Annotated in this window: 16 protein-coding genes and 1 riboswitch; of the genes, 9 read left to right on the top strand and 7 right to left on the bottom strand. The window is 38.0% G+C overall.

The features are described 5' to 3' along the window. Positions 1 to 44 precede the first annotated feature (44 nt). Positions 45 to 854, top strand: a complete 810-nt coding sequence (locus O0931_RS12285; RefSeq protein WP_269415875.1) for a phosphatidate cytidylyltransferase — start codon at positions 45 to 47, stop codon at positions 852 to 854. 154 nt (positions 855 to 1,008) lie between these two features. Here the strand turns inward: O0931_RS12285 and O0931_RS12280 are convergent, their stop codons facing one another. Then, complete coding sequence (locus O0931_RS12280; RefSeq protein ID WP_269415874.1) at positions 1,009 to 1,395, bottom strand: acyl-CoA thioesterase; 387 nt, start codon at positions 1,393 to 1,395, stop codon at positions 1,009 to 1,011. A gap of 101 nt (positions 1,396 to 1,496) precedes the next feature. Continuing rightward, the gene (gene metE / locus O0931_RS12275; RefSeq protein ID WP_269415873.1) at positions 1,497 to 3,830 is read right to left on the bottom strand and encodes a 5-methyltetrahydropteroyltriglutamate--homocysteine S-methyltransferase; all 2,334 of its coding nucleotides are present in this window, start codon (positions 3,828 to 3,830) and stop codon (positions 1,497 to 1,499) included. Between the two features lie 198 nt (positions 3,831 to 4,028). Continuing rightward, a riboswitch (cobalamin riboswitch) is annotated at positions 4,029 to 4,227 on the bottom strand. A 187-nt stretch (positions 4,228 to 4,414) separates the two neighbouring features. Between metE and O0931_RS12270 the strand changes: the two genes are divergently transcribed. Continuing rightward, the gene (locus tag O0931_RS12270; protein WP_269415872.1) at positions 4,415 to 7,120 is read left to right on the top strand and encodes a M14 family metallopeptidase; all 2,706 of its coding nucleotides are present in this window, start codon (positions 4,415 to 4,417) and stop codon (positions 7,118 to 7,120) included. Between the two features lie 238 nt (positions 7,121 to 7,358). On the opposite strand, the gene O0931_RS12265 is transcribed toward O0931_RS12270, so the two are convergent. Continuing rightward, a complete protein-coding gene (locus tag O0931_RS12265) occupies positions 7,359 to 8,003 on the bottom strand; it encodes a hypothetical protein (RefSeq protein WP_269415871.1) in 645 nt (214 codons plus the stop codon). 109 nt (positions 8,004 to 8,112) lie between these two features. Here O0931_RS12265 and O0931_RS12260 point away from each other — a divergent pair, with 109 nt between their 5' ends. Next, positions 8,113 to 8,832 carry a DsbA family oxidoreductase gene (locus O0931_RS12260; protein WP_269415870.1) on the top strand — a complete coding sequence of 240 codons (720 nt, stop codon included), beginning with the start codon at positions 8,113 to 8,115 and terminating at the stop codon, positions 8,830 to 8,832. Between the two features lie 267 nt (positions 8,833 to 9,099). On the opposite strand, the gene O0931_RS12255 is transcribed toward O0931_RS12260, so the two are convergent. The 3 genes from O0931_RS12255 to mfd all read right to left on the bottom strand — a co-directional run bounded on the left by O0931_RS12255 (position 9,100) and on the right by mfd (position 13,883). After that, positions 9,100 to 9,318, bottom strand: coding sequence for a DUF3820 family protein (locus tag O0931_RS12255; protein ID WP_269415869.1), 219 nt, complete (start codon positions 9,316 to 9,318; stop codon positions 9,100 to 9,102). Continuing rightward, the gene (locus O0931_RS12250) at positions 9,318 to 10,454 is read right to left on the bottom strand and encodes an ATP-binding protein (RefSeq protein WP_269415868.1); all 1,137 of its coding nucleotides are present in this window, start codon (positions 10,452 to 10,454) and stop codon (positions 9,318 to 9,320) included. The genes O0931_RS12255 and O0931_RS12250 overlap by 1 nt, the downstream gene beginning before the upstream one ends. Positions 10,455 to 10,544: 90 nt before the next feature. Further along, positions 10,545 to 13,883: a transcription-repair coupling factor gene (gene mfd, locus O0931_RS12245; protein ID WP_269415867.1), complete on the bottom strand. Its 3,339-nt coding sequence runs from the start codon at positions 13,881 to 13,883 to the stop codon at positions 10,545 to 10,547. Between the two features lie 206 nt (positions 13,884 to 14,089). Here mfd and O0931_RS12240 point away from each other — a divergent pair, with 206 nt between their 5' ends. The 5 genes from O0931_RS12240 to O0931_RS12220 all read left to right on the top strand — a co-directional run bounded on the left by O0931_RS12240 (position 14,090) and on the right by O0931_RS12220 (position 18,354). Continuing rightward, positions 14,090 to 14,392, top strand: coding sequence for a DUF2752 domain-containing protein (locus tag O0931_RS12240; RefSeq protein WP_269415866.1), 303 nt, complete (start codon positions 14,090 to 14,092; stop codon positions 14,390 to 14,392). Positions 14,393 to 14,397: 5 nt separating this feature from the next. Next, on the top strand, positions 14,398 to 14,766 hold the full coding sequence (locus O0931_RS12235; RefSeq protein ID WP_269415865.1) for a TM2 domain-containing protein: 369 nt from the start codon (positions 14,398 to 14,400) through the stop codon (positions 14,764 to 14,766). A gap of 102 nt (positions 14,767 to 14,868) precedes the next feature. Continuing rightward, complete coding sequence (locus O0931_RS12230) at positions 14,869 to 15,966, top strand: Nif3-like dinuclear metal center hexameric protein (RefSeq protein WP_269415864.1); 1,098 nt, start codon at positions 14,869 to 14,871, stop codon at positions 15,964 to 15,966. Then, positions 15,966 to 16,709 (top strand): zinc ribbon domain-containing protein, encoded by a 744-nt coding sequence (locus O0931_RS12225; RefSeq protein ID WP_269415863.1) that lies wholly within the window; start codon positions 15,966 to 15,968, stop codon positions 16,707 to 16,709. The genes O0931_RS12230 and O0931_RS12225 overlap by 1 nt, the downstream gene beginning before the upstream one ends. Before the next feature lie 151 nt (positions 16,710 to 16,860). Next, positions 16,861 to 18,354, top strand: a complete 1,494-nt coding sequence (locus O0931_RS12220; RefSeq protein ID WP_269415862.1) for a YfgM family protein — start codon at positions 16,861 to 16,863, stop codon at positions 18,352 to 18,354. On the opposite strand, the gene O0931_RS12215 is transcribed toward O0931_RS12220, so the two are convergent. After that, positions 18,351 to 19,427, bottom strand: coding sequence for a 3-oxoacyl-ACP synthase III family protein (locus O0931_RS12215; RefSeq protein ID WP_269415861.1), 1,077 nt, complete (start codon positions 19,425 to 19,427; stop codon positions 18,351 to 18,353). The genes O0931_RS12220 and O0931_RS12215 overlap by 4 nt on opposite strands. A gap of 548 nt (positions 19,428 to 19,975) precedes the next feature. Between O0931_RS12215 and O0931_RS12210 the strand changes: the two genes are divergently transcribed. Further along, on the top strand, positions 19,976 to 23,134 hold the full coding sequence (locus tag O0931_RS12210) for a SusC/RagA family TonB-linked outer membrane protein (RefSeq protein ID WP_269415860.1): 3,159 nt from the start codon (positions 19,976 to 19,978) through the stop codon (positions 23,132 to 23,134). The last annotated feature ends 1 nt before the right edge of the window (position 23,135 follow it).

Below are 23,135 nucleotides of genomic sequence, written 5' to 3'. Positions count from 1 at the left end.
ATGTATATTACCCATTTTCCATCATTCATCACCCACTTTCCATCATGAAAACCCGGGCAATAACGGCATTCTTTTTCACAATTGTGATGTTAGGCTCCGTGTTTTTAGGAACCTATGTATTTACTGCTTTTTATCTGATTTTAAGTATTCTTTCGCTTTTTGAATTTTATAAACTGATAAAAAACTCCGGTATCAGGCCGCATAGAAATATAGGCTTAGTTGCCGGAGCGCTAATTTTTTTAATGGCTGCGGGCTTGCATTATTTACGATATGATGTTAAGTATCTATTGCTTTGCATTCCGTTGATTTTTTCGGTTTTTATTACCGAACTGTATAAGAAAAACAAGATTCCCTTTGCCAATATATCTTATACGTTTGTTGGATTCGTCTATGTAACTTTTCCTTTCTGTTTTTTCCATGCACTGGGTTTTTTAAACCATTGGAATGAGTACAATTTTCATTTTCCCCTGGCTTTTTTACTGATGCTCTGGGCAAATGATACCGGTGCGTATATGTTCGGTGTAAAATACGGAAAGCGTAAATTGTTTGAGCGCCATTCGCCAAAAAAAAGCTGGGAAGGTTTTTTTGGTGGCATGTTAACCAGCGCCCTGGTTGCCTATGGCCTATCATTCCTGTTTAAGGAAACAACCCCAACGGTTTGGGTTGGCATGGCCGTACTAATTGCTTCATTTGGTACCCTTGGCGATTTAGTAGAATCGATGCTTAAACGCAGTTTGGATACCAAAGATAGCGGAGGTTTGCTTCCGGGTCATGGTGGCTTACTCGACCGTTTCGATGGATTATTACTTGCAGCCCCTGTTGTTTATGCGTATCTGTACCTGATTTTGTATTGATATTCCATGATTAGTTAATAAAATTTTATAATACCATTTAAGAAAATATAAGACGATGACCTTAAGTCTGCGTGAATCAGCGGATATTTGCGGTATTTAATTTGCAATAATATTTTTTCTCCCGCTGATTTAAGAAGATTTCCGCCGAGTTAAACTATTTTATCACCTGAACCGGCTTCTTATTTTCATCAATTGCAACGAAAGTAAAATCGCCGTGAACGGCTAGTTCTCTTCCTTCGGCATACATCTGTTCGATATAAATCTCGACATTCACCTTTAAACTTGTGTTTCCAACATGGCTTACCCGGGCAATTAACTCAACAATGGTACCGGCCGGGATAGATTTTTTGAAATCGATTCTGTCGCTGCTTACCGTCACCATAATTTGCCGGCTAAAACGTGTTGCAGCGATAAAGGCGACTTCATCCATCATGTGCATTGCCGTACCACCGAAAAGTGTATCATAATGGTTTGTTGTGTTTGGAAAAACGGCTTTAAAAACACTGGTCTTTGATGCGCTGATTCTTTCTTCTAAGGTCATGATTTTGGTTATAAAAATGTAGCCACGGAAACACCGATTTATACGGAATTTTTTAATTCCATTTCTTCCGCGTTTTCCGAGTCCCGTGGCAAAAATGAGGATTAATTTATTTGCGGGTGTTCATCTAAAATAAGTTCGGCCTTACGCATTTCTTTGGCGGCTTCAACCATTTCGATTAATGCTTTTCTGGTTTCATCCCATCCCCGGGTTTTTAATCCGCAATCCGGATTTACCCAAAGCTGCCCTGATGGAATAACAGCTTTTGCTTTTTTGAGCAAAGTAATCATTTCCTCCCTTTTAGGCACTCGAGGGGAGTGAATGTCGTAAACGCCAGGACCAATCTCGTTCGGATATTTGAAATCGGCAAAAACGTCGAGCAGTTCCATTTGCGACCGTGACGTTTCGATGGTAATTACATCGGCATCCATATCAGCAATGTTTTGGATAATATCATTGAATTCTGAATAGCACATGTGTGTGTGTATTTGCGTTTCGTCCCGAACACCACTTGCCGAAATCCGAAAGGCTTTCACTGCCCAATCCAGGTAATTCTGCCAATCAGCCTTGCGCAAAGGCAAGCCTTCTCTTATTGCCGGCTCATCAATCTGAATAATCTTAATTCCGGCACTTTCCAAATCACAAACTTCATCGCGAATTGCTAAAGCAATCTGTGTACAGGTTTCGGAACGTGGCTGATCATTACGAACGAAAGACCACTGCAGAATCGTAACAGGACCGGTTAACATACCCTTCATGTGCTTTGTCGTTAACGATTGTGCATAAGATGTCCACTTTACGGTCATCGCCTGCGGACGAGAAACATCGCCGTAAATTATTGGCGGTTTTACACATCGGGAGCCATAACTTTGTACCCAGCCATTTTTCGAAAAGGCAAAACCCGAAAGCTGCTCTCCGAAATATTCGACCATGTCGTTACGTTCAAATTCACCATGAACCAAAACGTCGAGGTCGATTTCTTCCTGCCATTTCACCGACTTAGCGGTTTCTTCAGCAATTAGCGTATTATACGCTTCTATTGAAAAAGTTCCGTTTTTCAACTTTGCCCGCCAGCTTCTAACTTCAGCGGTTTGCGGAAAAGAGCCGATTGTTGTGGTCGCAAATCGTGGCAAATTGAGCGCTTCCTGTTTTGTTTTTCTTAATGGAAATGGGCTTAAACGTTCAGCATCTTCTGTTTTTAATGATTTAACCCGTTCCTTAACTTCAGGATTATGAATTAATTTAGAATTTTTCCGATTCGCAATGGCAATTTTATTTGCTTCAAGTTTTTGCAGGGTAGATGCAGGATCTTCGTTTGATGCAAGTTTTTTAAGTGTTACAACTTCGGCCACTTTTTGTTTCGCAAAGGCCAGCCATTGTTTTATTTCCGGAGAGAGATTTTTCTCATTTGTTTCGTTAATCAAATCAACAGGCGAATGAATCAATGAACAAGACGGAGCAATCCAGATGCGCTCCGGGCCTAATTTTTCGGTTGCTTTATTTATAATGTCGAGCGCATCCTCGAAGTCATTTTTCCAGATGTTTCTACCGTCTACCAATCCCAAAGAAAGAATAACTTTATCATTCAATGCCGCTATAACTTCTTCTAATTGTTGGTGTGCCCTTACTAAGTCTACATGCAATACGTTTACTGGAAGGGAAGAAGTTAACGATAAGTTATTGCCTAAGCCTTCGAAGTAAGTCGCTAAAACAATTTTTAATCGAGGAAAAGCCTTTCTGATTTCTTTATAAGCATATTCATACGCTTTTTGCTCTTTTTCAGATAAATCGAGGGTTAAGAATGGCTCATCGAACTGAATATATTCTACACCCAATGCATTTAAACGCGTTAGGACATCCAAATAAACGGGAATCAGATTTTTAATCAAATCAATTTTTTCGAACCCCGCCGTTTTCTCTTTGCCCAATAACAAATAAGAAACCGGACCGATTAATACGGGTTTGGTTAGAATGCCCAGTTGCTTTGCTTCATAAAACTCATCGATAATTTTTGTCGAAAAAAGTTTAAAAGGTTGGTTCTCATAAAATTCCGGAACGATGTAGTGGTAATTGGTATCGAACCATTTTGTCATTTCCATTGCAACAACATCCAAACCATCTTTTTGATAGCCCCTGGCCATTGCAAAGTACAAATCGAGTTCGGAGTTTCCTTTTTTAAGGATAACTTCATTGTACCTTTTCGGAATCGCACCGAAGGTTAAGGAATGATCAAGTACATGATCATAAAAGGAAAAATCGTTTGATGGAATTACATCTATTCCTGATTCTTTTTGCATCAGCCAGTTTTCGTGACGGATGTTTTTCCCAACCTGCAGTACATTTTTGTACCCGGTTTTACCTGCCCAATAATTTTCGCAGATTTTTTTTAGTTCTCGTTGGCTACCAATACGCGGGTAACCCAGATTTTGCGTTAGCATTTCTTTTAAAGATTAAGTAAATAAAATCGTTTAAAAGCCCTTTTAGCAATATTTTACAAAGCTTTGGATAAAAATAAAAGGAAAGGTTGGTGCACAAAAAACCGATTTCACAGCCAAAAGGCCTAAAGGAGAACCTGATAAAATGGTAATTTTATTGTACAAATCAGACCTGACCAATTGCTTTTTAACGCGAAAGCATCGTCAATTCGATATTTGGCAGGTCTCCTGACTTATCCCCAAATTATCGCCTTCCCATACCCGAAAGTACAGTGGCATTTTTTGATAATTTGTTGTCCTTATTAAAAAGACAAGACTTACAGTTGCGCGACAGTTCGTGATTTACACACGATTCCCTTTTAATCTACAGCTAAGTAAAACCGATACCGGTTGATGAAAAAATAAAGTTAAGAACTTACATCAAGGGCAAATGTATGCAATATGGATCAGGTTTTTTAAATAAATACTGTTTTTTATGTTTAATCCCAGGTGTGTAATCAGTATAAACTGTAACAAATTTACAGCAAGAATAGTATAGAAGCTTTTCTGTTATATATTTGGCACTAACCAACCAAACTTTCTCAACTATGATAAAAAACTACTTTAAGAGGTTATGTTTTACCTTTTTAATGTTGAGTTGTGCCGCTGTGTTTGCGCAAGAAGTCCCGACGCCAAAGTCACACTTCGGATTCAACATCGGCGATGATTACCAACTCGCAAACTACACACAAACGGAAGCTTATTTTAAAAAACTTGCAGAAACATCGAAGCGTGTTAAGCTGGTTGATATCGGTAAAACTGAAGAAGGCAGAAGCCAGTATATGCTTATTGTTTCCGCTCCTGAAAACCTGAAAAAGTTAGATCGATACAAAGAAATTTCTCAGCAACTGGCACATGCAGAACTTACGCCTGAACAGGCTAAGGCTTTAGCGCAAGAAGGTAAAGCGGTGGTTTGGATTGACGGGGGCTTACATGCGAACGAAGTTGTTGGTGCACATCAGCTGATTCAAACGGCATATGAATTTGCGTCGAAAACAGATCCTGAAACGATGAGAATTCTGGATAACGTAATTATCCTTTTTACACACGCTAATCCCGATGGGCAGGAATTGGTGAGTAACTGGTATATGAAGGATAAAGATCCGAAAAAAAGAACTTTATCCGGCTTGCCAAGATTGTACGAAAAATATGCCGGTCATGATAACAACCGTGATTTTTTCATGCTAAACCTAAAGGAAACTCAAAATATGGGACGCCAGCTTTTTGTAGAATGGTTACCGCAAATTATGTACAACCACCATCAGGCTGGTCCTGCCGGAACAGTCGTTGCCGGACCGCCCTATCGCGATCCGTTTAATTACGTTTTTGACCCGACAATTTTAACCAGTCTGGATGCTGTTGGCGCTGCAATGCACAATAGAATGAACGTAGAGAACAAGCCAGGTTATACACAGAGAGGTGGCTCCGTTTATTCGACCTGGTATAATGGTGGTTTAAGAACGACAACGTATTTTCACAATATGGTGGGCTTGTTAACTGAGATTATCGGTAGTCCAACGCCTTCTGACATTCCGCTTGTTCCGTCGAGGTTGTTGCCAAGCGGCGATTCGCCAAACCCGATTACACCAAGAAAATGGTATTTTAAAAACTCGATAGATTACTCGGTTTCTTTAAATTATGCGGTTTTAGGTTATGCTCAACGCTATCATGACGAATTGTTGTACAATATTTATCAGATGGGTAAAAACTCTATTGATAGAGGAAAAAAGGATACCTGGTCTTTCTCGCCTAAAAAAATAGATGCAATTAATGCTGCGGCCAAAACATCAACTCCTGCAGCTGGTAGCGAATTTGCAAGAGGCAGAGGGGCAATTAGCATGAAGGCTTATGATACGGTTATGAAAGCGCCGTTAAACCGCGACCCTAGAGGTTATATTTTATCTGCTGACCAACCTGATTTTAATTCAGCCATTAAATTCTTGAATGCCTTAATCAGAACCGGGATTTTGGTTCAAAAAGCTACGGCACCGTTTACCGTTGCAGGTAAAAGTTATCCTGCAGGAAGTTATGTGGTTAAAACAGATCAGGCTTTCCGACCGCATGTTTTGGATATGTTTGAACCACAAGACCACCCGAATGATTTCAAATATGAAGGAAGCGCACCAACGCCGCCATATGATGCTGCCGGCTGGACACTCGCTTACATGATGGATGTTAAGTTCGACAGATTGCTCGATGATTTTTCCGGACCTTTTGAGCGAATTCCTTTCGGTCAGTTATTAAAGCCGGAGAACAAATTAGCATCGGGATCTGGTTATGTGTTGGCTTCGGCACAAAACGACTCTTATACGGCTGTAAATGATTTATTAAAAGGCAAAATTGATGTTTATCGTTCTACAGAAAATGGCGACTTCTATGTTTCAGCTTCGGGTAGTGCTAAAAGTATTTTAGAAAAAGCCAACGTGAAACTGAAAGCCGCTTCTGCGCCAAAAAATAAAACTAAAATTACAGCCGGCAGAATTGCACTTTGGGATACTTATGGCGGTTCTATGGCTTCTGGCTGGGTCCGCTGGATGATGGAGCAATACCATTACAACGCCACCGTAATTTATCCGCAGGATATTGATGCCGGAGATTTGAAATCGAAATATGATGTAATTGTTTTTGTTGGTGGTGCAATTCCTGCATTGCCAAATGCCGGCGCTACTGGAAGAGGTGGAGGCGGTTTTGGTGCGCCAAATGCACAAGACGTACCGGAAGAATTTAAAAAACAAACCGGTAGAATTACAGCAGACAAATCAATTCCTCAACTCAAAAAATTCCTTGAAGATGGCGGAAAAATAGTAACCATCGGCTCGAGTACGAACCTGGCTTACCATTTACAATTGCCTGTTCGCAATGCGATGGTTGAAATTGTAAACGGAACGGAAAAAAGACTGCCTGATGAAAAGTTTTATGTGCCTGGAAGTGTGCTTAACGTAGAAGTTGATAACAAACAGCAGGCAAACTGGGGAATGGAACACGAAGCCGATGTCTATTTCGACAATAGCCCAGTGTTCAAATTGACAGGTGATGCAATCGTATCGGGAAAAATAAAGCCTTTAATGTGGTTTAACTCTGCAACCCCACTGCGTAGCGGTTGGGCCTGGGGCCAGGCTTATCTGCAGGATGGCGTAACGGCGTTTGAAGCAAATATTGGTAAAGGAAAACTTTATGCATTTGGTCCGGAAATTGCATTCAGGGCGCAAACACACGGAACGTTTAAACTGATTTTTAACCAGCTGTATAAATAAAATCTTAATTCACAAGCCGCTTTCTTTGAGGAGAGGATAGCGGCTTGTGAATTTATATGAATTCGCGTTTCTGTAGCAATTACTGCTAAATAGTTTCCCGCAGATTTCCCTAATTACACAGATTTTCCGTGATCCGATCTCCCTGTCTTTGGCTCAAAATATTTAGCCAGTTACATAAATGGTTCATAAGCAATAAAGCCACTAAATTTAGTGGCTTTATTGTGTCTAATATTATTCTTTATTTTGAATAAGGGAAATTTCTCGAAACTTTCCTCATCATATGTTCAACTAGGTCATCGGTTGATGTCGTTATGCTATCGTTCATAGTTTTAAAGAAACGCCAAAGTAAATCTCCGGTTGAACCATTGTTTAGCGTTAAGGTTAGTGTACCTGTTCCGGTTTTACCGCCAAAACCACCAAACAATACTGCAGATGCGATAGCGCCGGCTTCGCTTTTGGTTTGCTCAGTTTCAAAACTTCCGCCTAAAACGGCATCAACGCCCAAAATTTTTGCAATTTCATCTTTAGTCATTTCTTCAAGCTTATCGGCTATGCCTGCTTTTTTTAATAAAATGTTTGTCCGGTCTACATCTTGAAATTCAACGGTGTAATCGCTTGCTTTTCGAAGCAGGAAAGTATACATGCTCGATTGAATTGATTTTGACATTGTTTTTTCCTGATCCCTGTTGGCCTCGGCATTAAAGTTTTTCGGCATTTTTTTGTAAGAAATTTTTGTCGCAAAAGGTAAAATTGCCACGAGCTTGTGCTTTTCTTTTTCGGTTTTTAACTTTGGGCTTTCAAAAACTTGTTTTGACCCTTCAAATTGTGCGAACGCACCAAAATACACACCCATTACTAAGAGCGTTAATAAGATTTTTTTCATCGTTATAAATTTGTTTGTTTGCTCAAACATATAAAATTTTGCAATATTTCTTGCCATTTGCTTTTGACTTTTCACTTACCATGTTTAATTATAATCGGCTTAGCTTTGTATGATGAAAGTAGAAATCTGGTCGGATGTAATGTGTCCGTTTTGCTATATCGGGAAGCGTCATTTTGAAAAGGCAATAGAAACTTTACCTTTTAAAAATGAAATTGATGTGGAGTGGAAAAGCTATCAGCTTAACCCTGATTACCATAATACGAATAACGAAACTGTTTACGATTACCTTTCGAGAAGTAAAGGAATGCCGGTTGAACAGGCAAAACAGATGACTAAACAGGTTGCTGATATGGCTGCAAATGCCGGATTAACAATTGATTTCGATAAAAATATTCCGGCAAATACCTTTAATGCCCATCGTTTAATTCATTTGGCTGCTAAACATAATCTACAGGATTTAGCCGAGGAAAAACTCTTCGAAGCGCATTTTGTTCGAAGCTTAAATATTGGAGAAGACGCTGTTTTACTGCAACTGGCAGAAGAAATAGGATTGGATAAAACAGAAGCAGAAGCTATTTTGAAGAGCGATAAATTTGCTGAATCCGTTCGCTATGATGTTTACGAAAGTCAGAATTTAGGCATTCGTGGTGTTCCGTATTTTGTGATGGACAGAAAATATGGCGTTTCGGGTGCTCAGCCTGTTCAGGCTTTTACCGATGCTTTAACGCAAAGTTTCACAGAATGGAAATCAGCTCAGCCTAAAACAAATTTAACTTCGTTGAATAAAAACGATGATGCAATTTGCGATGAAAATGGCTGTGAAATATAGATTTCCGCAATTACATTGATTATGCATGTCGTTTCTATGAATTCCGTATTGCTGTGGTAATGACGGCTAATGGTCTCCCGCAGATTTCGCTAATTACGCAGATTTTGTTTTTCCAACTCCAGGGTCTGTGTCCTTACAAACCAAACTTATAACGGGAACGCTGATTTCTTATAGAATGAAGTTAGCAAATTATTGGTCTTTTAGGATACGGGCTAATGGTATAGACCATGAAATAAATCCGATAGCTATCCTATCAGGTCGACTTTTTTATAATCGATTTGCCTTCAAAGGCGTTAACAAATATTCCAGTCCGTTTACCCGTATTTCGAACATAGTAGCCATCAAGTCGCCTAGTTTTCCCTTCGGGAAACCCTTATCCTTGTACCAAAGCAAATAACTTTCGGGGATGTTACAAATTAAGTAACCTTTGTATTTTCCATAAGGCATTTGCATTTTCACTAAATCGAGTAATAGAGTAGGATCCATTAAAGTATAAAGTCTAAATAGTTTTCTTTGTTAATGATTGAAAATGAGGCATTAGGATAGTTTTTAGCAAAAAAACCGGGTATTTTTTTCTTTTGATTTCCCCATTTAAAGTCAATAGCATTAATCTGTCCCTCCTTTTCTTCAATTAAATCAATTTCCTGCTGGTCGTAAGTGCGCCAAAAGTAATGTTGAACATTTTGTTGTTGATATGACAATTTTTTTATCCGCTCACTAAAACCATAATTTTCCCACAAAATTCCATGATCGTTACGTAATGCCAGTAATCTAAAGTCGTTAATAATAGCATTTCTAATCCCGTTATCATAAAAATACCATTTAGAAGATTTGGTTACTTCTTTACGCAAATTATTACTGTAGCCACCAACTTTATAAATGATGAATACTTTTGAGAGTAGATCAAGATAGCGGTCTACAGTGTTTTTGCTAATTCCTAAAGAACGGGAAAGCCCATCAATAGAAACTTCTGAGCCAACCTGAAATGCAATTAGCTTTAACAATTCTAATAACTTACTACTATTTTGAATGTTTTCATATATCAAAATATCTTTAAGTAAATATGACTTTATCAGTTCAGTTAAATATTGCGATTTTTCTGCTAAAGTTTCCAATTGAAATAACTCCGGGTAAGAACCAAAAACTAACCTTTCTTCGAGATTTTGAGCAGTTTGAAGTCCGTTTTCATATTGTGATAATTCTAATTGTGCAATTGGATATAAGTAGTAAGTTAAACTTCTGCCCGTTAAAGGTTCGCCGGTTTGGTTCGAAAGATCGAATGCTGATGAACCACTCGCTATGATGGTCAAATCTTTAAAGCTATCTATAAGTAGTTTTAAAATTTTTCCAATTTCGGGTATAACCTGCGCTTCATCAATAACCAATAATTTGGCACTACCTAAAATTCTTTTATAGTTCGCTTCAGTTCTCGTGGTAAGCAATGTTTGTACATCCTGATCCTCGCCATTTAAAAAAAGGTATTCTACATTTGCTTCGGTGGTAATTTGTTCAATAAGCCAGGTTTTACCAACCCGCCTGGTTCCAAAGAGCAAAACGACTTTATTTTTCCCTATTTTGCTTAGAATAGTAGATTTTAAATATCTTGAAATCTGGCTTTGCATAAGTCAAATATACCAAAAAAACATTAATTCAGTCAAAAGACTGACTCAATTAACGTTAATTCAGTCAGTTAACTGACTGAATTAACGTTTTTAATCGATTAATTCTAAAGTTTGAATGGCTTCTTCAACCGTATTTATATTGTCAAAAGCAATGCGCAATGTGTTTTTCACCTCTTTTAAATTACACATTCGCGGATGATTTTGCGCAAAGGTTAAAATCCTGGTAAAGGTTTCAGAATCGAAATATTTCGATTGTTTATCGCTTAAGAAATAACCACGTAAACTATTCTTTTTAAAGCTGATTTTTTCAAAGCCTAACTTTTTGCCTAACCACTGTAAACGAACCACACTCAACATGGTTTTTACCTGCGGCGGAACCGGCCCGAACCTATCGGCTAAATGTTTCTCAAAAACCGCTAATTCTTTTTCGTTATCCAGTTTAGAAAGTTCTGTGTACAAATTGTAACGTTCGGTAATATTGGTGATGTAGGCATCCGGGATATACAATTCCAAATCAGTATCAACCTGTGTAAAACCGACATAAGGACGAGCAGGTTCGTTCTCAAATAATCCTTTAAATTCGGCTTCTTTGAGTTCCTGAATGGCTTCATCTAAAATTTTATGGTACATTTCGAAACCAATTTCGGCAATGAAACCACTTTGTTCTGCACCAAGCAAATTCCCGCTTCCGCGGATATCTAAATCACGCATCGCGACATTAAATCCGCTACCTAAATCAGAAAATTCTTCAATGGCACTCAGGCGTTTCCGGGCTTCAGAAGTTAAGGTTGATAATGGCGGCGAAAGCAGATAGCAAAAAGCTTTTTTATTGCTTCGCCCAACACGACCACGCATTTGGTGCAAATCGCTCAAACCAAACATGTGTGCGTGGTTGATGATAATGGTGTTGGCATTTGGAATATCCAGACCGGCTTCGATAATCGTGGTGGCAACCAGTACATCTTTTTCGCCGTTAATAAAATCAAGCATTACATCTTCCAAGGCATCACCATCCAACTGACCATGCGCAATACCAATTCTGGCTTTCGGAACCAGTTTCTGAATCAATCCGCCCAATTGCATTAAATCATTTACACGGTTATGAATAAAGAAAACCTGGCCACCCCGGTCCAATTCGAACTGAACCGCTTCCTGAATTAACTTATCGTTAAAAACATGCAGTTCTGTACTAACCGGCTGGCGATTTGGCGGTGGTGTACTGATGATAGATAAATCCCTGGCACCCATCAAAGAGAAGTGTAAAGTTCTTGGAATTGGCGTTGCCGTAAGCGTTAACGTATCAACATTTACCCGTACCGCTTTTAGCCTTTCTTTTGCGGTAACACCAAACTTTTGCTCCTCATCAATAATCATGATGCCAAGATCTTTAAATTTCACATCCTTGCTTAGCAAACGGTGCGTGCCGATTAAAATATCAACTTTTCCGGCTGCGGCTTCGGCTAAAGTATCTTTAATCTGTTTATTGGTTTTAAAGCGATTGATGTAATCTACCGTAACCGGGAAATCTTTTAATCTTGAAGAAAAAGTTTTAAAGTGCTGAAGGGCCAAAATCGTTGTGGGTACCAGGATGGCAGCCTGTTTACCTTCGGCAACGGCTTTAAACGCCGCACGAACGGCGATTTCAGTTTTGCCGAAACCAACATCGCCGCAAACCAACCTATCCATCGGATGCGGCGATTCCATATCCTTTTTTACATCCTGTGTTGCTTTTAGCTGATCGGGCGTATCTTCATAAATAAAGGAAGCTTCGAGTTCAGTTTGCAGATAACCATCGGGAGAAAAAGCGGTCCCGGCCTGCGTTTTACGTAAAGCATAAAGCTTAATTAAATCGCGGGCAATGTCTTTAACTTTTTTTTTTGTGGTTTTTTTCAGCTTGTCCCAGGCATCAGTACCCAGCTTATTCATTTTAGGTACACCGCTTTCCTTGCCGCTGTATTTCGCAATGCGATTTAACGAGTTAATGTTTACGTAAAGTAAATCATTATCGGCATAAATCAAACGGATCATTTCCTGGGTTTTGCCGTTAACCTCCACTTTTTCCAGACCGGCATATTTTCCAATACCATGGTCGATGTGGGTAACATAATCGCCTGATTTTAACTCACGAAGATCTTTTAGCGTAATGGCCTGACTTTTCTGATAGCCTTTTTTAAGCTTGTATTTATAATAGCGATCGAAAATCTGGTGATCGGTATAAAAAGCGGTTTGAATTTGCGCATCGACAAAACCTTCGCGCAACATACTGTTTATAGGTGTAAACTTCGCGGTTTTATCAATATCCTCCAAAATGGCATATAAACGCTCAATTTGCTTTGGTGAATCGGTAAAAATGAAGTTTACGATTCCTGCTTTTTCATTTTCTTTTAAATTGTGAATGAGCAGGTTAAAATCTTTATTAAAGGATGGCTGCGGCCTGGTTTCGAACTCAAAACGATTTTCTGTTTGATAAAAAAACTGTTTGCCAAACTCGATTATCGGGAAATCCTGAAGGTGGTCGCCAAGTAATTTCTCATCGGTAAAGGCAAACTTAGGGTCAATCCATTCGGGGTTTTGAGCTTTATCCGCTTGAGATAACGCTTTCCAAAGTTCGACAGCCTTTTTAAAGCCCGCCTTAACAATATCGAGTGTAAATTCAACATCTTTAAACCAAAGCTGCGTATCACCATCAATGTAATCCAGAATGCTGATATTGCTTTCCGTTAAAAACTTTGCCTGCACATTTGGAACAATGGTTAGCGATTTAACATCAGCCACCGAAAGCTGACTTTCAATTTCAAAACTTCTTATGCTTTCTACCTCATCGCCAAAAAACTCAATGCGGTAAGGTAAATCAGATGAAAAAGAAAAAATATCTACAATGCCGCCACGAATAGAAAATTGACCTGGTTCGTAAACAAAATCCCTTCGGTCGAAATCATAATCAATTAAAAATTCATTAATAAAATCGATGCCGAGTTTTGCGCCCAGACTAATTTCAAGCGTGTTTTTCTCTAAAGCAGACCGGTCAATTACCTTTTCTGCAATGGCTTCGGGGTACGAAACCACGATCTTTCCGTATTCCGAATCATGATTCAGCTCATTCAAAACCTCCGCACGAGCCAAAACATTTGCGGTATCAACCTGCGTAAAATCGAAAGATTTTCGGTAAGACGATGGAAAAAGTAAAACCTGTTTATCTAAAACGCTTTCTAAATCCGACTGAAAATAAGCGGCCTCTTCCCTATCCGGAAGAATAAAAAGCAATGGCTTATGTAGCAAAAAGTACGATGAAAGTGCAACAATGGCATCGGCAGAACCTACCAATCCCTTTAATTGTATTTTCGGGTTTTTAGAAGTATTCAACGATTTGGTAAATTGCGTTACCCTATCGTCGGTTTTGTATCTGTTTATTAAATCGCGAATATTCAAGGCACAAAAATAAGCTTATCTTTTATATTTAACCGCAAAACTTGTGTAAAGGTTTTTTTAAGTTTGCTTCCTGTTTTGGTACAATTCAAAATATTTCTTCGAACCGAAAAAGCACTTGGTCGTTTAAATTTTAGGGTTGGTCGAATTAATGCTTATTTCTGTAACAAAATTTTTTCCTTTAATCTAAATTATATAAAAAGCGAAACATGCAACACTTAAAAAGCTTTCCTTTAGAACTATTTTTCTGGGTAACTGCTTTAGTGTTATTGGCAAACACAAATACGCACGCGCACCACTTTACACTTTGTCCGCTGGCAAATTTGGGTTTTGCCGATTGGTGCCCGGGATGCGGATTAGGAAGGTCGATAAGCCATATTTTACATGGCGAATTTGCCGAAAGTTTTTCCGAGCACTGGTTAGGTTTTCCGGCTTTATTAATTATAGTGCACAGAATAGTAACATTGATAAAATACAAAACGAATAAAAAACATATAATAACAAACACATAGAAATCATGGACATATATCAATCACCTCTAATGTCGTTACCAGGTATAACACCAGAGGAATACTCATACTTACAACAAGCAACCACAGGTTTAACCGAGCAACAATTGCGTAATTTCTTAATGGTTTACAGCAGCAAAAGGAAAAACCCGTCAGATATGTTAATATTCTGTTTAATCGGTTTGTTTGTTGTACCGGGCTTGCAAAGGTTTATTATTGGTCAAATCGGAATGGGTATTTTGTACCTGTTAACAATCGGTTTATGTTTTATTGGCTCAATCGTAGATATTATAAACCACAAAACCCTTGCTTTTGAACATAACCAAAAAATGGTTTTCGAAAGCTTACAAATGGTAAGAATGGGTGGGTTTCAGTAAAAACTCAAATTTTCAGAATATAATTCCTGTATAAACCTCATAGATTTTAAAACCTATGAGGTTTTTAAGAAAATAAAAAGCCCAAATTTCTATCTTTATACCATGAGGTTATCAGAAATAACAAATTATCTGGAAAGCATTGCGCCATTAAACTACCAGGAAGATTACGATAATTCGGGTTTAATTGTTGGCGACCCAAATATGGACGTTCGGGCGGCACTTGTGGCGCTTGATTGCGTTGAAAAAATAGTTGATGAAGCGATTTCTACAGGATGTAATCTGATCATAACTCATCATCCCATCGTTTTTAAAGGGTTAAAAAAGCTTAACGGTAAGAACTATGTAGAACGGGTTGTTTTAAAAGCCATTAAAAATAACGTTGCATTGTATGCCATCCACACAAACTTAGATGCCGTACATACAGGTGTAAATGCCAGAATTTGCGAAAAGCTAGGTCTGAGCGGTATTAAAGTACTTTCGCCAAAATCAGGCTTATTAAAAAAACTGGTTACGTTTTGCCCGCAGGCACAGGCCGAGCAGCTGCGTTCAGCACTTTTTTACGCAGGGGCTGGAAATATCGGGAATTACAGCGAGGCAAGTTTTAATACAGATGGTTTCGGAACTTTCAAAGCAAATGAAAATGCCGATCCGTTTGTTGGTGAAAAAGGTGTGCGCCATCACGAATCAGAAGTTAGAATTGAAGTCATTTATCCGGTTCAATCGGAGAGAAAGCTATTGGTTGCGCTTTTCGAAAATCATCCCTATGAAGAAGTGGCTTATGATTTGTATCATCTCGAAAATAAACATCAGCAAGTAGGCTCAGGAATGGTTGGCTGGCTGGAATACGATATGGAAGCTTATGATTTCCTGCACATGGTTAAAGATAAAATGCAGGCAAAAGTTGTTCGCTATACATCCGTTTTGCCTAAAAGGATAAAAAAAGTTGCGGTTTGTGGCGGTTCCGGGAGCTTTCTTTTAAAAGAGGCAATTGCTGCCGGAGCAGATGCTTTTATTACGGCGGATTTTAAATACCATGAGTTTTTTGATGCAGAAGAAAAATTAATCATTGCCGACATCGGACACTTTGAAACTGAACAATTTACATCCAATTTATTGGTTGAAATTATTCAGAAAAAATTTACTAACTTTGCAATCCGTTTAACGGAGCAAAATACAAACCCCATAAATTACTTGTTTTAATGGAACAAACCGTAGAACAAAAGCTAAAGGCTTTATACGAATTACAAAATATTCATACAAAAATCGATAAAATCCGTCAGGTAAGAGGCGAATTACCAATGGAAGTTGCCGATCTTGAGGATGATGTGTTAGGATTAGAAACGAGAATTCAGAAAATTAAGGCAGACCTTGACGATCTTGAAGATTCTATCGTAACCCGTAAAAACACAATTAAAGATGCGCAGGCAGCTATTAAAAGATACGAAACGCAATTAAAAGAGGTTAAAAATAATCGTGAATACGATGCTTTAACTAAAGAAATTGAGATTCAGGGCTTAGATATTCAGGTTTCTGAAAAGAAAATTAAAGAACACGGTTTTGAAATCGCTTCAAAAACTGAAATTTATGAAGCTGCAAAAGCGGAATTAGAAGGCAGAAAAAAAGATTTAGAAGTTAAGAAAAGTGAACTTGACATAATCACTTCAGAAACGGAGAAAGAAGAGCAGGATTTGCAAAAGAAAGCTGATAGTGCAGAACCAATGATTGATGAGCGCCTGTTAGTTGCTTATAAACGTTTACGAAAAAATGCAGTTAATGGTTTAGCTGTAGTAACCATCGATCGCGATTCTTGCTCAGGCTGTTTCAACCAGATTCCTCCTCAGCGCCAGTTAGATATTCGCCAGCGTAAAAAAATTATTGTGTGCGAGCATTGCGGACGTATTTTGGTTGATGAGGCTTTAACGCATGAAGTAGCAGAAGCTTAGTTATTATAAAAACTAATTTAAAAAGTCCCGATTAGATCGGGACTTTTTTTGTTTGAAGCAAAATACCTGGATACTTTTATAATTAATTATTCCATTAATTTGAGGTATAGTATTTGTATGTTATTTTTAATATCCGAATTCGATTATAACAATGGCTAAAAGCATACGATTTGTCGCTACTTTTTTATTCCTGACTTTAACAATACCCCTTTCTTCTTTCGCTAATTTTGATTTTAACGCAAACTGCTTAAATGCTTACAGAAGCATTTTTGAACTTAAATTGGGGAATGCCAGAGCTTATATCTCAACAGAAAAAAAGCAACATCCCGATAACTCTATAATTTATTTGCTGGAAAATTACGTCGATTATTTTACATTAATTACATCCGGCAGCAAGGCGGATTTTGATAAACTTAAAGGCAACAAATCGATAAGATTAGACAAAATAAGTGACGACGAAAAAAATTCGCCTTATTACCTATACGCACAGGCTGAAATAAATTTGCAGTGGGCATTAATCAGAAGCCGTTTTGGCGAATACTTTAATGCGGCGATGGAAATCCGGAAAGCAAATTCTATGCTACAGGATAATGCGAAAAAATATCCTGATTTTCTCCTGAATAATAAAGGATTGGGATTAATTAATACTGTTCTTGGAAATTTACCGGATGGCGCCTTGAAAAGCGCATTATCCACTTTTGGAATACGAGGAAACACGCAAAGTGGCTTGGCTATGCTCGATAAACTTGCCAATGGATTAGCTAAATCAACCTACGAACCGTTTTACGAAGAAGTTGTTTTTTATTATGCCTATGTTCTTGCTGATGTTGTACATAGCCCGACGGCTTATTCAAAAACAATGAAATATACCGAAAGAATTGCAGATACAAGTCTTTTAAAATCTTATCTGCAAAGTTACGTTTGTATAAAAACAGCACATAACGACGAGGCCATTAACATTTTGAATAAGAAGCCTGAAGGGGGCGTTTATCAGCCTTTTCCATATCTGGATTATCTGGAAGGCGTGGCACATTTAAATAAATTAGAACTCTCTGCCTCTAACTATTTTAACAGGTTTTTACAAAATAATAAAGGCGTAAATTACATCAAAGATGCTCATCTTCACCTTGGCTGGATTTCATTGCTTAAAGGCGATAAAGCCGGGTATTCTGCTTCTGTATCGAAGACAATAAATTCGGGATATTCCTACAATGAAAAAGATAAGCAGGCACAAAATGAAGCATCGGCGCCGGCGCCGGCAGTTGATTTGTTAAAAGCAAGACTCTTATTTGATGGCGGCTATCTGGCAAAAGCAGCTCAACTGCTGGATAACAGGAATGCCGCTGATTATAACAGCGATAAAGATAAAACAGATTTTAATTATCGCATGGGAAGGATATACGATGATTTGGGAAAAGATGACCAGGCTTTAACTTATTATCAGGCAGCAATTAATCAGGGTAGAAACTTGAAATATTATTTTGCTTCTAATGCGGCGCTACAAATGGGTAAGGTTTATGAGAAGAAAGGAAATAAAGCAAAGGCAAGGGAGGCTTTCAATACGGCAATCTCCATGAAAAATCATGAGTATGAAAATAGTATTGAAAGCCAGGCAAAAGCCGGGATTAAAAGATTAGGGCTTTAAAACCTGTATACGAAAGCATTGATGTGCATACCTGCACCTACAGACGCAAAAACAGCAACATCACCTTCCTTAACGTTGTAGCCTTTAACCTGTCCTTTTAAAACTAAATCTAATAAGGTGGGAACTGTGGCAACAGAACTATTTCCGAGCCAGCTGATCGTCATTGGTACAAGATTTTCGGGTACTGTATCTAAATTATAAAGTTTAAACAAGCGCTTCATTATGGCGGTATCCATTTTTCCATTGGCCTGATGCACAAATACAATATTTACATCTTCAATAGTTAAACCTGCTTTATCTATCGCTTTTTTAATCACCTGAGGAACCTGAATAACTGCAAATTCGTAAAGTTTACGACCATTCATTTTCAGGTAAGCGTTCCCACCCGTTTCTTCCGGATTTGAACCTTTTCCCATGGTTAACAAACCTCCGTGATGCAGGGCATGTGTTTCTGTTTTGTGGGCCAGAATGCCTTTTTTCTCTGTCTGATTTACGCCTTCATAAATCACAGCGCCGGCACCGTCAGAGAATATCATACTGTCTCTGTCGTGCGGATCTATAATTCTGGATAAAGTTTCTGCGCCAATAACCAAAACTCTTTTTGCATCGCCGCTTTTAATGTAATAATCGGCCTGAATACTGCCCTGCACCCAACCCGGACAGCCGAATATTATATCGTAGGCAACACAATCTGTATTTGAAATACCCAATTGCTGCTTCACTTTGGAAGCTAAAGAGGGTAAAACATCAATACGGTTACTGTTTAAAGGAATGTCGCCAAAGTTGTGGCAAAAGATAATATAATCTAAAGTTTCTTTATCAATACCTGCATTTTGAATCGCTTTTTCGGCTGCTTTAGCACCAATTTGGTTACTTAGCTGATCAGGACAAACGTAGCGACGTTCAACAATCTCAGTAATTTCAGAAAATTTGTGGATGATTTCAGAATTTTCTTTCTCCAAACGACTTCCATTTTCAAAAAAAGTTGAATTCAAGAATTCATTGCCGGAAATAATATTTTCAGGTATATAGCTTCCGGTTCCGATAATTACCGTATTTATTGTTGCGCTCATAAATTATAATACCGCATACTAAAACGGTATGTAGTATAAAAATATGGTTAATAAATTAGAAAAGGAAATTTAAATGTTTTTTAAGTCCGGTTTTTTTTCTACAAAAGAAACAATGAGAAGCTTAAAATCAAAATTTTAATATCACTTTATCAAGTTGTATTTAAACATTAAATATAAAGCATATGTCTCGAAGAATGCAGCAATACGATATAATTTTTCTTAAAAAAATTAACATTTTATTTGTTCTTATGTATCAATATTTTTACTAATTTAGTTTAACCAAATTAAATATTGGTTAAACAATCTTATAAAAAACAAATGATGGTCTTTATGCCTGATTATTTGTTAATCTGACTATCAAATTAAAGAATAAAAGTTAAATACTATAAAATCTGCGTTGAAACTAAAACGTTTTATTAACACAAACAACAATACTGCTTTCTTTTAAAAGTCTTTTAATGTGATGTATGATCAATCGTAAAATGAATTCTAGTTAAGCAATAAATACCATAAACTAAACCATTAAAACAACAAAAAAATGTATGACCATGAGTAAAATTTACACAACAAAAAATGCTGGAAAAATAACCTTTTCGAGTAAAACAAAAAGCGCCCTAAAATTAGCACTCCTGGGTGTTGTTGCGCTTAATTTACAAACTACTACGGCAAAGGCAGCCGGTAATGAAGTTAATAAAAGCTTTATTTTAAATGTATCGGCTATTGAAAATAGTTTAGGCGGCATAAAAAAAGCGTTATTTAAGCCGGTAAGTGGGTTGGTAACAGACGAAACCGGCAACCCGCTTCCCGGTGCAACTGTCGTTGCTAAAGGTACAAACGCTAAAACAGTTACCGGAAGCGACGGTAAATTTACGTTAAACGTTCCTGATAATGCCACAATATTGGTGGTGTCATTTATAGGCATGGAATCTCAGGAAGTAGATATCAGCAACCTCAGCAGTGTAACTATAAAGTTAAAATCGTCTGGCAATGCAAACCTATCAGAGGTTGTTGTAACCGCTTTAGGTGTAAAACGAGAAAAAAAGGCATTAACCTTTGCCGCGCAGCAACTTAATGGCACAGAACTTACAAAGGCTGGCGCGCCCAATTTTATGGAAGCCTTGAGCGGTAAGGCTGCCGGTGTTGATGTTGGAATTAGTAATTCCGGTGTGGGTGGCTCGACAAAAACAGTGTTAAGGGGATCCAAATCAATTGCGGGAAATAGCGAAGCACTTTTTGTAATCGATGGCGTTCCGGTTGTAAATAATAAAGGCGGACAACCAGGATCTTATGGTGGAACAGATGGGGGCGATGGTCTTTCTGCACTAAACCAGGACGATTTTGAATCGGTTACTATTTTAAGAGGTGCCAATGGTTCAATTTTATACGGTAGCCAGGGCGCTAACGGTGTAATTTTAATCAACACTAAAAAAGGCCAGGCGGGTAAAATTGCTATTGCTTTAAATTCTACCATAAATTTCAGTACTGCGGCAACATTACCTGAGTTTCAATTTAATTATGGAGCAATAGCTGGCAGCGATTACAGTTGGTCTAAAACTAAAGGAAATTACCAAAGCAATTACATTGATGATTTTTTTCAAACAGGCGTAAATACCATTAATACACTGTCTGTATCTGGCGGAAATGAAAGAACAACTACTTATTTTTCTTATGGAAATAATAATGCATCAGGTATTGTGCCTACCAGCACTTACAATAAGCATAATGTAACCTTAAGTCAGGAAACAAAATTATTTGATGATAAGCTTACACTAAGCGGAAATGTAAGGTTCTCTTACGAAAAATCAAAGAATCGGCCGGGTGCAGGTTATTATAATAACCCGTTAACAGGCTTATATTTATTTGCACGGGAAAGAAATTTTGATGAATATAAAACGAATTACCAGATTTTTGATGCGACCCGAAATTTGTACAAACAAAACTGGTATTCTACTGAAGAAAAGCAAAACAATCCCTACTGGGAATTAAATAGCGACCCAAAGCTGTCTACCAGCAGCAGGGTAATTGCAACGGCAAAGGCATCCTATTCGTTTTTACCGCATTTTAAATTTGATGTGCGTGGAAATATTGATTATAATGACCGGTTATTAGATTATCGTTATGCTGCGGGCGGTAATTCGGTAAGTGTTAGTTCTAATGGTACCTGGAATTATACAAAATATAATGATAAAGCTTTATATGGTGATGCCATTTTGAGTTATGATAATAGCTTTGGTAAATTTAGTTTAAATAGTGTATTGGGCGCTAGCATTCAGGATTACACTTTTAATGATGGATTGACTTTTAATAACGGTACGATACCACTTCAGTACCCGAATTTTTTCAGTTTTGCAAATCTGCCCTATAATGTAATAGTTAATCAAACATATAGCAGGGTTCAGAAACAAGGCTTATTTGCCAATGCCTCTTTAGGGTATAAAGATTTGATTTACCTGGATTTGTCAGGTCGTAACGATTGGGCTTCTACATTGGCAACAACCGGAAACGATTCTTATTTTTATTATTCAGCTGGTTTATCTACCATAATAAGCCAAATGTTAACCCTGCCCACAGAAATTAATTTCTTAAAATTAAGGGCATCAACATCGCAGGTTGGTAATGAAGTGCCGTATAACATCGTAAATCCAGGTAATACCATAGGTGGTGCCGGTGGACCGAACGGCATAGGCGGTATTAACAGAAATACCCAAACACCTTTTGCAACATTAGTACCTGAAAAAATAATCAGTAACGAGGTTGGTTTAGAAAGCCGTTTGTTAGGCGACAGGTTAAATTTTGATTTTACTTATTATAAAAACTCAAGTACGAATCAATTTTTATCCCTGCCGGCTCCTTCGGGATCGGGTTACACATTTTATTACATCAACGCAGGTAAAGTGACCAACCAGGGTTTCGAGTTAACATTAGGCGGAGACCCGATAAAAAATGATAAATTTAAGTGGAATACCACCATAAACTTATCACGAAACATAAATAAAATTGTAGAATTAATTGCCGATAATCCTGGTTATCAGGTGGGGAGTGACAGCGAAGGCTTTAATTCGATAATTAAAGCCGGCGGTTCTTTTAACGATTTATACATTTTTAAATTCGCACGCAATGCTGCCGGTCAGATTATTTTAGATGCATCAGGAAAACCAACTAAGGCTGCAACACAAGAATATGTCGGTAATTTAAATCCAAATTTTATAGCTGGCTGGAACAATACATTTACTTACGGCGATTTAAGTTTAAGTGCCTTAGTAACGGCTAAGTTTGGTGGTGTTGCTTTCTCTAAAACCGAGGCTTTCTTAGATTCGTATGGGGTAAGCAAAAGAAGCGGTGAAGCACGTGATGCCGGAACCATTCCGATTAATGCCATTCAGGGTAATATGCCTGTAACATCCATTGACCCGGCGCTCTACTATTCAGTTATTGGCGACAGAAATGGAATCATGGAACCTTATGTTTTCTCCAGAACCAATGTTCGTTTGGCGCAGGTATCCTTAGCCTACAATATACCTGTTAAAGGTTCGGCAATTAAATCAGCGTCTGTTTCTTTAATTGGCCGTAACTTATTTTTCTTCTATAAAAAATCACCTTTCGATCCGGAGCAGGCGATGAGTACCAGCAATAGTATGCAGGCAAATGATGTTTTTGCTGTACCTGGTACCCGTTCTTACGGGCTTAGTCTTAAGTTAAACTTTTAAT

The sequence above is a fragment of the Pedobacter rhodius genome, from assembly GCF_027213645.1.
In the GTDB taxonomy this organism is placed as follows: Bacteria; Bacteroidota; Bacteroidia; order Sphingobacteriales; family Sphingobacteriaceae; genus Pedobacter; species Pedobacter rhodius.
Note: the sequence above shows the minus strand (reverse complement) of the source record. Positions and strands in the feature narration are given on the sequence as shown.